Raw genomic sequence first — 12,570 nt, forward strand, 5'->3', positions numbered from 1 at the left:
CTCGACCCTACTTGCCCGGAAAAACCAAGGATTGGAGCGACCCATGAACGAGGCAGTTCGAAATCCGGCCAAGCCGAACAATGGGCCGATCATCGAGATCGAAAACCTGTCGATCTCCTTCTTCACCCGCAAGGGCGAGATACCGGCCGTGATGGATTTTTCCTGCACGGTCATGCCCGGCGAGGCGATGGGCATTGTCGGCGAATCCGGCTGCGGCAAGTCGACCGTGTCGCTCGGCATCATGCGTGATCTCTCCAACATCGGGAAGATCGTCGGCGGCAAGATCAAGTTCCAGGGCAAGGACATGGGCGAGCTCTCCGAGGAGGAGCTGCGCAGCATCCGCGGCAACAAGATCGCCATGATCTACCAGGAGCCGATGGCGAGCCTGAACCCGGCGATGAAGATCGGCCAGCAGCTAATGGAAGTGCCGTTGATCCACGACAAGGTGTCGAAGGAAGAGGCCTATAAACGTGCGCTCGAAATGGTGCGCTCAGTGAAGCTTCCCGATCCGGAACGCATGATGCGCTCCTATCCGCACCAGCTTTCCGGCGGCCAGCAGCAGCGCATCGTCATCGCCATGGCGCTGCTGTCGAAGCCGGCGTTGCTTCTCCTCGACGAGCCGACGACGGCGCTCGACGTGACGGTGGAGGCGGGCATCGTCGAACTGGTCAAGGGGCTGGGCGAGAAGTTCGGCACCTCGATGATCTTCGTGTCGCACAATCTTGGCCTGATCCTGGAGACCTGCGACCGCATCACGGTGATGTATTCGGGCGAGGCCGTCGAGACCGGCAAGATCAAGGACGTGTTCGACCGGATGCGCCATCCCTATACGCAGGGCCTTTTCCGCTCGATTCCACTGCCGGGCGCCGACAAGAACTCGCGGCCGCTGATCTCGATCCCCGGCCAGCTGCCCCTGCCGCATGAAAGGCCGAAGGGCTGTAATTTCGGTCCGCGCTGCCACCATTTCGTCGAGGGCGTCTGCAACGCCGCCGAAATCCCGATGATCGAAGTCGCGGGACATGAAGGTCATTTCTCGCGCTGCGTGCGCTTCAACGAAATCGATTGGGACGCCCTGCCGCCCGGCGCCAAAAAGGTCAATGAGAAGGTCGTGCCTGGCGCACCGGTACTCAAGATCGAGGACTTGAGAAAATACTACAAGGTTGGCGGCAGCGAGGTGTTCGGCTCAAGCGAGGGCCGCGTCGTCAAGGCCAACGAGACGATTTCGTTCACGGCGCGCGAATCCGAAACCGTCGCCATTGTCGGCGAATCCGGCTGCGGAAAATCGACGCTGGCCAAAGTACTGCTCGGGCTCGAGACGGCGAGCTCCGGCAAGGTCACGCTCGCCAACAAGGAAATCCAGTCGACCGGCATCGAGAGCCGCAGCGTCGACACGGTGTCGTCGATCCAGATGGTGTTCCAGAACCCGTTCGATACGCTCAACCCCAGCCATTCGGTCGGCTCGCAGATCATCCGCACACTGGAAAAGTTCAACGTCGGCAAGACCGTCGCCGACCGGCGCAAGCGCATGCTGGAATTGCTTGACCTTGTGAAGCTGCCGCGCGCCTTCGAGAGCCGCAAGCCGCGCCAGCTTTCGGGTGGCCAGAAGCAGCGCATCGGCGTGGCGCGCGCCTTTGCCGGCGATGCCAAGGTGGTGGTGGCCGACGAGCCGGTCTCGGCGCTCGACGTGTCGGTGCAGGCGGCGGTGACCGAGCTGCTGATGGACATCCAGCGCAAGAACAAGACGACGATGCTGTTCATCAGCCACGATTTGTCGGTCGTGCGCTATATCGCCGACCGGGTCGTCGTCATGTATCTCGGCTATATCGTCGAGCAAGGTACGACCGACCAGATCTTCGCGCCGCCCTATCATCCCTACACCGAGGCACTGCTTTCGGCGATCCCGATCGCCGACACCAGCGTGGTCAAGAAGCACATCGTGCTGGAGGGCGACATACCCTCGGCGATGAACCCGCCGACAGGCTGCCCGTTCCAGACGCGCTGCGGCTACAAGAGACTGGTGCCGGATAATCTCTGCGAAACCAAGGTGCCGCCGGTAAAGAACCTGGGCGGCGGGCACATGAGCCTGTGCTGGCTCTCGGACGACGTTCTGGCGACGATGGAGCCAGTGATCAAGTTCGACAAGCAGCATGCCGACCATGAGGGCGTGCCGGACGACGCGCCGCATGGGGCCGGCCCGGGCTTTGCCGGTCAGCCACCCAACCGACCACATGGCAAGACCGCCAGTGCGGAAGCCAGCGCGGTGGGAGAGGACGCCGAGGAGACAGAAGCCGTGTGGCGAGCCCGCCGCCACGAGGTGCGCGACGAGGTCTCCGAAACAGGTGCACCGGCGACCGATGCCAACGCGACCTCCGCGCCTTTCACGCCGAGAACGCTTGGCGAGGGCCGCCAGGCAGAGAATGCGCGTGTCGCACCAATTAGCGGCCGTGCGGCCAGACCAGGCGCGGCGCGTGATGGCGCGGCCGACAGGAACCGACCCGCCGGCATCTCCAAGCCTGCCAAGCCGGACGACTTGAAATTGATATCCGGCGTGGGTCCGAAGACGGAAGCCATCCTCAATGGCCTCGGTATCTTCACCTACGCTCAAATTGCCTCGTGGAAGAAGGCCGAACGGGAGTGGGTCGACGACCATTTGAGATTCCAGGGCCGCATCGAGCGCGAGGACTGGGTCAAGCAGGCGAAGGCGCTCACCAAGGGCGGCGAGGCGGAATACATCAAGGTGTTCGGCAGGAAGCCGCGCTGACAGATGCTGTCGTTGTAGCGGGAGCCCTTTAGCTGCCGCACTGCCTTAGCTGTTCGGCATAGTCGCGGGCCATCTTGTCGGTGGCCCGGGCATAGCTCTGGACGCCGGAATCGCCACGATTGCCGCGGCCATAGGCGGTCCAGCCGAGATAGTAGGCAAGGTAGAGATTGTAGGTGTCGTTGCGGGCGACGCCATAGGTATCCGCTGTCTTGGAATGGTACCAGCCGACGAAATCGACGGCGTCGGCGAATTTGGTCCGGCGCGCCGCCCAGTTGCCGGTTTCGCTCTGATATTGCGACCAGGTGCCGTCCAGCGCCTGCGAGAAGCCGGTGGCCGACGAGACGTGCTTCCATGGGATGAAACCGAGCAGTTTGGTGCGTGGCGGCCGGGCGTTGCTCTTGAATCCCGATTCCTTGCGCACGGTCGCCATCAGCACGGGGACGGGCACGCCGTATTTCTGCTCGGCGCGTTCGGCGGCCGACTGCCAATTGTCGAACCAGCCGTCATTCTGGTCAAAGACGGCGCAGACATTGTTGATGTGGCTGGGGGCCGTCGCACAGGCCGAAAGTGCCAGCAGCATACCAACCGCTACAATTTTACTAAAACTCGACCTACGCATCGGCAGAGCAATAGGCTCAAATCATAAAGGGAATCTTGCTGCCCTCGTTAACGGGCCGCCGATGCGGGCGCTTCAGAAAAATGCCATATTGATCATCCGACATATCTTGTCGCTTTTCATAAACCGATGTTTCGAAAATGCCGCCTCGGTTAAAATCGCGCCCGCAAACGGCGTATTTCTGACAGCTGGCGCGGTTTGCCGAGGCTTTGATGCCTGGCATGAACGAACCAAGACGCAAGCGCGGCGCCGAGCGCACCAGCAACCGGGGACCAGGGCCTATCCCGCAACTGCCGGCGAGGCGGGTGACCAATCCCTATCCGCCGATGGCCTTGCTGTCACCCGACCAGATCGAGGCGATCCATCAGGCGTCGATGCACATATTGGAGAATTTCGGCATCGAGGTGATGAGCCCGCGGGCGCTCTCGCTATTCGAGCAGGCCGGTGCCAGCGTGGACCACGCGTCGGCGAACGTGCGCATTGACCGCGGCATGGTCGACGAGGCGCTGAAGACGACGCGGTCCAACTATGCCCTTACACCGCGCAATCCGGCCAACGTCATCCACCTTGGCGGCAACACCATCAATTTCACGCTCGTTGCCGGGCCGCCCAATGTGCACGACATGGCGCGCGGCCGCCGCCCCGGCAATTTGCGCGACTATGCGGATCTGACCCGGCTGGCGCAGCATTTCAACTGCGTGCACATGCTCGGTAACCAGGTCTGCGCGCCGGTCGAATTGCCGGTCAATTCGCGCCATCTCGACACCTATTTCACCAATCTGACGCTGACCGACAAAAGCTTCCATGTCTCGGCGATCGGCCGGGGCAGGGCGCTGGACGGGATCGAGATGATGGCGATCGCGCGCGGGCTGACGCTGGACCAGTTGCGCGACGATCCCGGCGTCGCCACCATCATCTCGGTCAACTCGCCGCGCCGTTTCGACGAGATGATGGCCGAGGGGCTGATGACGATGGCCGAATTCGGCCAGTCTGTGGCAGTGACGCCGTTCACGCTGATGGGCGCGATGAGCCCGGTGACGCTGGCGGGTGCGCTCGCGCAGCAGAATGCGGAAGCACTGTTCGGCGTAGTCCTGACGCAACTTGTGCGTCCGGGCGCGCCGGTCATGTATGGCGCCTTTACCTCCAATGTCGACATGAAGTCGGGCGCGCCGGCCTTCGGCACGCCTGAAAACACCAAGGCCAACATCGCGTCGGGGCAATTGGCACGGCGTTACGGGCTGCCCTACCGGACAACGCCGGGCTCGGCCTCCAATGCCGCCGATGCGCAAGGCGCCTACGAGACGTTGATGGCGCTGTGGGGCGCGGTGCTCGGCCACGGCAACCTCGTCTATCACGCCGCCGGCTGGCAGGAGGGCGGGCTGACGGCGTCGTTCGAGAAATTCATCATCGACGTCGAAATGATCCAGCACATGATGGAGTTTTTGCGCCCGATCGTGGTCGACGAGGCCGAGCTTGCCGTCGAGGCGCTGGGCGCGGTGCCGACCGGCGGCCATTTCTTCGGCGAGCCGCACACGCTGGAACGTTATGCGACGGCCTTCTATCAGCCGATGCTTTCGAACTGGCAGAATTTTGAAGCCTGGCAGGAAGCCGGCGGCCTCGACGCAACCGCGCGCGCCACGCGGTTGTGGAAGAAGGCGCTCGAAGACTATGTCGAGCCGCCGATGGACATCGCCGTGCGCGAAGCGCTGGAGGCCTATGTGACCAAGCGCAAGGAAGCGATTGGGGCGGGCGAGCCGTGATGCGCCACGAACGTCCCGTTTTGAATCATCTAGCCCATCCAACTCACTGATATCAGAGAAGAACCCATGAAATCGCATGCAAAGGTCGTGGTCATTGGCGGCGGGGTTGTCGGGTGTTCCGTGCTGTTCCATCTCGCCCGCCATGGCTGGACCGACGTCGTGCTTCTGGAGCGAGACGAGCTGACTTCAGGCTCGACGTGGCACGCGGCCGGCGGCATGCACACGATCAATGGCGATCCCAACGTCGCCAAGCTGCAGAAATACACGATCAACCTCTACAAGGAGATCGAGGAGCTTTCCGGCCAGGCGACCGGCGTGCATCTGACCGGCGGCGTGCTGCTGGCGGCGACCGAGGCACGGCTCGACTGGCTGCGTGGCGTCGTCGCCAAGGGTCGCTATCTCGGCATCGATCTCGAAGAAATCTCGCCGAAAGAAGCGGCCGAACTGATGCCGCTGCTCGACCCCAAGCAGTTCGTCGGCGCTGTCCGCAACAAGGAAGACGGCCATCTCGATCCCTCCGGCGTCACCCATGCCTATGCCAAGGCTGCGCGTAAGCTGGGCGCCGAGGTCGAGCGCTTCACCAAGGTCGAGGACATCGTGCGGCGTCCCGACGGGTTGTGGCGCGTCATCACCAACAAGGGCGAGGTCGTGGCCGAGCATGTCGTCAACGCCGGTGGCCTTTGGGCGCGCGAGGTCGGCCGCATGGTCGGGCTCGAACTGCCGGTGCTGGCCATGGAGCACATGTACCTGATCACCGAGGACATGCCGGAGGTCGCCGCCTGGAACGCCAAGACCGGCACCGAGATCATCCACGCCGTCGATTTCGACGGCGAGCTCTATTTGCGCCAGGAGCGCGGCGGCATGCTGATGGGCACCTATGAGAAGGCCAACAAGGCATGGTCCGAGCACCAGACGCCGTGGAATTTCGGCCATGAACTGCTGGAGCCGGACATCGATCGCATCGCGCCGTCGCTGGAAGTCGGCTTCCGGCATTTCCCGGCCTTTCAGAACACCGGCATCAAGCAGATCATCAACGGACCCTTCACCTTCGCGCCTGACGGCAACCCGCTGGTCGGGCCGGTGCGCGGTTTGCCGGGCTTCTGGGTGGCCTGCGGCGTCATGGCCGGTTTCAGCCAGGGCGGCGGCGTTGGGCTCGCGCTGTCCAACTGGATGATCGAGGGCGATCCCGGCGCCGACATCTGGGCCATGGACGTTGCGCGCTATGGCGACTGGGCGACGATGGCCTACACCAACGCCAAGGTGCGCGAGAACTATTCCAGGCGCTTTTCGATACGCTTCCCCAATGAGGAATTGCCCGCCGGACGGCCGCTCAAGACCACGCCGGTCTACGACCTGCTGTCGGCCAAGGGCGCGCAATGGGGCGTGTCCTATGGGCTGGAAGTTCCGCTCTGGTACGCGCCCGAAGGCGTCAAGGACGAGTTCTCGTGGCGTCGCTCGAGCGATTTCGCGCATGTCGGCAGGGAGGTTGCAAACGTTCGCGGGGGCGTCGGCATCGCCGAGATTTCGAATTTCGCCAAATACGGCGTGACAGGCGAGGGTGCTGCCGCATGGCTCGACCGGCTGCTCGCCTGCAAGCTGCCGAGGCCAGGCCGCATGACGCTGGCGCCTATGCTGAAGGAGGACGGCAAGCTCATCGGCGATTTCACGCTGGCCAATCTCGGCGGCGAGGAGTGGTTCATCGCCGGTTCCGGCATTGCCGAGCAGTACCATATGCGCTGGTTCGAAAAGCATCTGCCCGCGGATGGTTCTGTCCGCATCGAGGCTTCGGGCGCGAAACTCACCGGCCTTGCCGTCGCCGGGCCGAAGGCGCGGGACGTGCTGGCCAAGGTCACGCGGACGGACGTCTCGAACGCCGCCTTTCCCTTCATGGCCATCGGCAAGATGGATATCGGCATGGCGCCGTGCCTGGTAGGCCGCGTCAGCTACACCGGTGATCTCGGCTATGAAATCTGGGTGGCGCCGGAATATCAGCGCGCGGCGTTCCAGGCGCTGATGGCGGCGGGCGAGGAGTTCGGCATTGGCCTGTTCGGCTCCCGTGCGCTGAACGCACTGCGGCTGGAAAAGAACTATGGCTCGTGGGCGCGCGAATACCGGCCGATCTACGGACCGCTGGAGGCAGGGCTCGATCGCTTTGTCGCCTATGGCAAGGAAGCCGATTTCATAGGCAAGACCGGGGCGTTGGCAGAGCGCAGGCAGGGCGGCAAGCTCAGGCTGCGCGCCTTCATCGTCGAGGCTGCCGACGCCGATGTCATCGGCGACGAGCCGATCTGGTTCGGCGGCACGGTGCGTGGCTGGGTGACGTCAGGCGGCTATGCGCATCATTCAAGGAAATCGGTGGCCATGGGCTACGTGCCGAAGGAGATCGCCGAGGAGAGCGAAGGCTTCGAGATCGAAATCCTCGGCAAGCGCCATGCCGCACGCATGCAGCCGGTACCGTTGTTCGACGCCAATTTGGAGCGAATGCGGGCGTGAACAATCCGCATCCGGCTCGCATCAGGCAGCGCGGCGATTGTCGAGCGCAAAGGCGCCAGGGCCGGCGAAGAACAGATAGAGGAAGATGAAGCAGAACGAGATCGCCAAATCGCCGCCATTGTTGACCGGGAAGAAGCCGCGCGGCATGTGCGCCATGAAATAGGCGATCGCCATCTCGCCGGCCAGAAGGAAGGCGACTGGGCGGGTGAACAGCCCCAGCGCGAGCAGGATGCCGCCGGCGAACTCGAGAATGCCGGCTGTCAGCGTCAACCCGCTGAGGGCGTGGGGTTCGGCGCTTGCCGGGAAATTGAACAGCTTCTGGCTGCCATGCTCGATGAACTGCAGCGCGGTTATGATGCGCAGAACGCCGAGCGCCTGTGGCTGGTATCGGGCCAAGCCTTCAAAAAGCGCCATCTGAAACTCCGTTTTCACCCCCAGGTCCGGCCTAGATTATCGCCCCGAGATGGACCATTCACTTCCCGCTACCGGACATCAACAATCGGTGATGCGAGATGTTCCGCAACGCGTCGATATTTTCTCCCTAAGGTTGCATTATTATCCCTATGGTTGTATCGATTTGTAGATAGTTGAAATCGTTCGGGGGTCTCTCGCCATGAAAAAAGTCGTCATCAGCTTTTTCGCAATCCTTGCCGGTACCAGCTTCGCGATGGCCGAGGATGCCGGCTGCGAGGCTTTCAAATGGCCGGTAACGCGCGAGCAGGCGCTGTTCGCCGCGCCTCCTTCTGCTGCGTCGGGGACGACGCTGGCGATCGGCGCTGCCGCCGATCTGGTTCTGGTGCCGGCCGAGACAGCGGAATTCGCCCTCCCGCCGGAACGTGCCCCGGCGCCTGGCACGTTCGGCGCTGTCGCCAGCATGGTTGTGCCACCGGAAGGGGGCATCCAGATAAGCTTGTCGGGCGAAGCCTGGATCGATGTCATTCAAGACGGCCATACCGTGAAATTGGCCGGCTACAGCGGGGTCAAGACCTGTCCGGACATTCGCAAGAGCGTTCGGTTCAAGCTTGCGCCCGGCCCGGCCACCGTCCAGTTCAGCGGTGCAAAAAAGGCAGGCCTGAAAGTCGCGGTGCTGACGCCGGAATAGCTCGGCGCCAGGCTGGGGGACGGCCTTCAATCCCTTGGTCAAAAGGCCGTCCTCCTGTGCGACGTTGAGCCCCTTACCGTCCGGGCGCCATCAAGGCGAAATGGGCGCCTTGCGGGTCCTGGCATTGCACGATCCAGCTGCCGCCGGGGACCTCCATCGGGCCCATCAGGATCTTGCCGCCATTGTCGGTCACCCGTTTTGCCGCCGCGTCGATGGCGGTTACGTTGAAATAAAACTGCCAGACCGGCACCGGGATCTGTTCGGGTTTGTTCATGATGCCGCCACCGGATTCGGGGCCGGCCGCGAAGGTTTGATAGGTTCCCATCGGCCCCATGTCGAAATCGCCGGCATTGGTCCATCCGAACTGGCTGGAATAGAAGTCGAACGCAGCCTTCCAGTCGGTTGTGTAAAGCTCGTGCCAGCCGATATGGCCCGGCGTGCTGGCCGGCACGACCGGCTGGTCGGGCCCGTTCGGCTGCAGGAACATGAAGGTCGCGCCTTGCGGATCGGCGACGACGGCAAAGTGGCCGACGCCCGGAATGTCGTCGGGCTGGCGATGAACGGCGCCGCCGGCTTTCTGCAGCGACGCCGTGGCAGCATCGACATCCCTGGTGTGGATATAGCCAAGCCAGGCGGGAGGCATGCCCATCTTGGCGGCATCCTCAGGCATCGTCATCAGCCCGCCGACGCCACGCTCGCCGACATTCATGACGATGTAGCGCGGCATGCCGGGAGCCTTGTCGAAGGCTTGCGCGGTCCAGCCGACCACCTTGGTATAGAACGCCTCGGCGGCGTCGAGGTCTGATGTCATCAATTCGTACCAGAAGAAGGGCATTGGGGATTTCGGCATCGTCGGTCTCCTCACCTTTTGCGTCGATCGTCCTTCGATCCATCATAGGACGATCTTCGAGACGGAAATCCGACAGCGGAGGAAAAATTGCGGCTCGACAGGCATGCCATGATTGCGGCCTGCCGCTTAGCGGACCGTCCTTCCTCGAAAGTTCGACATTCGCGCATTATGATATTAAACGTGAACCAAATTATCATGTTTTATTCGAGCCTTTTCAGAGGCTTATGTAGAAAATTGACCAATTGATAAAAAAATAAAACGTGCTAGCCTTCCCTAAAACGAAAACAAGGGGAACTGACGATGGCAGAAGGCCAGTTCAGGGAAGGCATTGCAGGCGGCCGGCTGCCTGCCGATCAGTATGCGGACAATTTTTCCGACCTGCATCCGCCGCTCGATCACCACGAGGCGCTGGTCGAAGCGGACCGCTGCTATTTCTGCTACGACGCGCCGTGCATGAACGCATGCCCGACCTCGATCGACATTCCGCTGTTCATCCGCCAGATCTCCACGGGCAATCCGATCGGCTCGGCCAAGACCATTTTCGACCAGAACATTCTGGGCGGCATGTGCGCCCGCGTCTGCCCGACCGAGACGCTGTGCGAGGAGGTCTGCGTGCGCGAAGTGGCGGAAGGCAAGCCGGTGCAGATCGGTCGGCTGCAGCGCTATGCCACCGATATCGCGATGAGCGAGAACAGGCAATTTTATCCACGTGCCGCACCGACAGGCAAGACGGTCGCCGTGGTGGGCGCCGGGCCGGCCGGCCTTGCCGCCGCACATCGGCTCGCCCGCCATGGCCACGACGTCACAATCCTGGAAGCGCGCGCGAAGGCGGGCGGGCTCAACGAATACGGCATCGCCGCTTATAAGAGCGTCGACAATTTCGCCCAAGCCGAGGTCGAGTACGTTACCTCGATTGGCGGGATTGATATCCAGAACGGTAAGGCGCTCGGCCGCGACTATCAGCTCTCCGACCTGATCCGCAATTATGACGCGGTGTTCCTGGGCATGGGGCTCGGCGGCGTCAATGCGCTGCGCGCCGATGGCGAGGCCGCCGTGGGCGTCACCAACGCCGTCGAGTTCATCTCCGAGCTGCGCCAAGCCAGCGATCTCTCCGGCCTGCCGGTCGGCCGCCGCGTCGTCGTCATCGGCGGCGGCATGACGGCGATCGATGCCGCGGTGCAGTCGAAGCTGCTTGGCGCCGAGGAGGTGACGATCTGCTACCGGCGCGGCCAGGAACATATGAATGCTTCCGAATTCGAGCAGGACCTGGCGGCCGCCAACGGCGTCGTCATCCGACACTGGCTACAGCCGAAGCGGGTGATTGCCGAAGGCGGCAAGGTCAATGCCATCGAGCTTGAATACACCGCCATGAACGGCGACAGTCTTGCCGGCACCGGCGAGACGCTGACCCTCGTTGCCGACCAGGTGTTCAAGGCGATCGGACAGAGTTTCGTCCCCGCTGCGCTCAACGGCAGCGGTGCTGCGATCGAGCTCGAGGCCGGGCGCATCAAGGTCGATGCGGAAGGGCGCACCTCGCTGGCCAAGGTCTGGGCCGGCGGCGACTGCATATTCGGTGGCGACGACCTGACCGTCTCGGCCGTGGCGCAAGGGCGTGATGCGGCGGAATCCATTCACCGGGCACTGACCTCGAACGGGAGGGCATGAGCATGGCAGATATCAGGAATAATTTCGTCGGCATCAAATCGCCCAATCCGTTCTGGCTGGCCTCGGCGCCGCCGACCGACAAGGCCTACAATGTCGTGCGCGCCTTCAAGGCCGGTTGGGGCGGTGTCGTCTGGAAGACGCTGGGCGAAGAGGGCCCGCCGGTGGTCAACGTCAATGGCCCACGCTACGGCGCGATCTGGGGCGCCGACCGCCGTCTGCTCGGCCTCAACAACATCGAGCTGATCACCGACCGCGACTTGCAGACCAATCTGCGTGAGATGAAGCAGGTCAAGATGGAGTGGCCCGACCGGGCGCTGATCGCCTCGATCATGGTGCCTTGCGTCGAGGAAAGCTGGAAGGCGATCCTGCCGCTTGTCGAGGAAACCGGCGCCGACGGCATCGAGCTCAATTTCGGCTGCCCGCACGGCATGTCGGAGCGCGGCATGGGCGCCGCCGTCGGCCAGGTGCCGGAATATATCGAAATGGTTGTGCGCTGGTGCAAGCAGTACACGCGCATGCCCGTCATCACCAAGCTGACGCCCAACGTCACCGATATCCGCAAGCCGGCGCGAGCAGCACATGCCGGCGGCACCGACGCGGTGTCGCTGATCAACACCATCAACTCGATCACCGGCGTCGATCTCGACAGCTTCGCGCCGATGCCGACCATCGACGGCAAGGGCTCGCATGGCGGTTATTGCGGCCCTGCGGTGAAGCCGATCGCCATGAACATGGTGGCCGAGATCGCGCGCGACCCCGAAACGCAGGGGCTGCCGATCTCCGGCATTGGCGGTATCACCACCTGGCGCGACGCTGCCGAGTTCATGGCGCTCGGCGCCGGAAACGTGCAGGTGTGCACGGCCGCGATGACCTACGGTTTCAAGATCGTGCAGGAGATGATCGCCGGTCTCGAAAACTGGATGGACGAGAAGGGCCATCGCTCGCTCGACGACATCATCGGCCGTGCCACGCCCAATGTCACGGACTGGCAGTATCTCAACCTCAACTATGTCGCCAAGGCGCATATCGACCAGGATGCCTGCATCAAATGCGGCCGCTGCCACATCGCCTGCGAGGACACCTCGCATCAGGCGATCACCAGCATGGTCGACGGCGTCAGGCATTTCGAGGTGATCGAGGCCGAATGCGTCGGCTGCAATCTTTGCGTCAATGTCTGCCCGGTTGACAACTGCATCACCATGGAGCCGCTGGCCGCCGGGGTGATGGACCAGCGCACCGGCATGCCTGTGTCGCCGGTCTACGCCAACTGGACCACGCACCCGAACAACCAAATGGCCAAGGTGGCGGCGGAGTAGGGCGGAA

The 12,570-nt window shown here is 62.9% G+C and carries 9 protein-coding genes and 1 pseudogene; 6 read left to right on the forward strand and 4 right to left on the reverse strand.

Annotation, left to right across the window (positions count from 1 at the left end; translation table 11 throughout):
• Positions 1–43 precede the first annotated feature (43 nt).
• Positions 44–2,245, forward strand: a pseudogene (locus FJ940_RS13135) (ABC transporter ATP-binding protein); the annotation flags it as partial.
• A gap of 544 nt (positions 2,246–2,789) precedes the next feature.
• Here the strand turns inward: FJ940_RS13135 and FJ940_RS13140 are convergent.
• Both FJ940_RS13140 and FJ940_RS13145 read right to left on the reverse strand, forming a co-directional pair.
• Positions 2,790–3,380: a transglycosylase SLT domain-containing protein gene (locus FJ940_RS13140; protein ID WP_140521244.1), complete on the reverse strand. Its 591-nt coding sequence runs from the start codon at positions 3,378–3,380 to the stop codon at positions 2,790–2,792.
• 16 nt (positions 3,381–3,396) lie between these two features.
• Positions 3,397–3,600 (reverse strand): hypothetical protein, encoded by a 204-nt coding sequence (locus tag FJ940_RS13145; protein WP_140656775.1) that lies wholly within the window; start codon positions 3,598–3,600, stop codon positions 3,397–3,399.
• Here FJ940_RS13145 and FJ940_RS13150 point away from each other — a divergent pair.
• Positions 3,599–5,137 carry a trimethylamine methyltransferase family protein gene (locus FJ940_RS13150; RefSeq protein WP_140656776.1) on the forward strand — a complete coding sequence of 513 codons (1,539 nt, stop codon included), beginning with the start codon at positions 3,599–3,601 and terminating at the stop codon, positions 5,135–5,137. The two genes, FJ940_RS13145 and FJ940_RS13150, sit on opposite strands and share 2 nt — an antisense overlap.
• 66 nt (positions 5,138–5,203) lie before the next feature.
• On the forward strand, positions 5,204–7,630 hold the full coding sequence (locus FJ940_RS13155) for an FAD-dependent oxidoreductase (RefSeq protein WP_140656777.1): 2,427 nt from the start codon (positions 5,204–5,206) through the stop codon (positions 7,628–7,630).
• Between the two features lie 21 nt (positions 7,631–7,651).
• On the opposite strand, the gene FJ940_RS13160 is transcribed toward FJ940_RS13155, so the two are convergent.
• On the reverse strand, positions 7,652–8,044 hold the full coding sequence (locus FJ940_RS13160; protein WP_140495101.1) for a DoxX family protein: 393 nt from the start codon (positions 8,042–8,044) through the stop codon (positions 7,652–7,654).
• A 199-nt stretch (positions 8,045–8,243) separates the two neighbouring features.
• On the opposite strand from FJ940_RS13160, the gene FJ940_RS13165 reads away from it, so the two are divergent.
• Complete coding sequence (locus FJ940_RS13165) at positions 8,244–8,732, forward strand: hypothetical protein (RefSeq protein WP_140656779.1); 489 nt, start codon at positions 8,244–8,246, stop codon at positions 8,730–8,732.
• A gap of 73 nt (positions 8,733–8,805) precedes the next feature.
• Here FJ940_RS13165 and FJ940_RS13170 read toward each other — a convergent pair whose 3' ends face one another.
• Positions 8,806–9,582: a VOC family protein gene (locus FJ940_RS13170; RefSeq protein WP_140656780.1), complete on the reverse strand. Its 777-nt coding sequence runs from the start codon at positions 9,580–9,582 to the stop codon at positions 8,806–8,808.
• 300 nt (positions 9,583–9,882) lie between these two features.
• On the opposite strand from FJ940_RS13170, the gene FJ940_RS13175 reads away from it, so the two are divergent.
• Together FJ940_RS13175 and preA are read left to right on the forward strand one after the other, a co-directional pair.
• Positions 9,883–11,247, forward strand: a complete 1,365-nt coding sequence (locus FJ940_RS13175) for an NAD(P)-dependent oxidoreductase (protein ID WP_140516668.1) — start codon at positions 9,883–9,885, stop codon at positions 11,245–11,247.
• Positions 11,248–11,249: 2 nt separating this feature from the next.
• Positions 11,250–12,563 carry an NAD-dependent dihydropyrimidine dehydrogenase subunit PreA gene (gene preA, locus FJ940_RS13180; RefSeq protein WP_140656781.1) on the forward strand — a complete coding sequence of 438 codons (1,314 nt, stop codon included), beginning with the start codon at positions 11,250–11,252 and terminating at the stop codon, positions 12,561–12,563.
• Positions 12,564–12,570: the final 7 nt, after the last annotated feature.

Source organism: Mesorhizobium sp. B2-3-7 (assembly GCF_006442695.1).
In the GTDB taxonomy this organism is placed as follows: Bacteria; Pseudomonadota; Alphaproteobacteria; order Rhizobiales; family Rhizobiaceae; genus Mesorhizobium.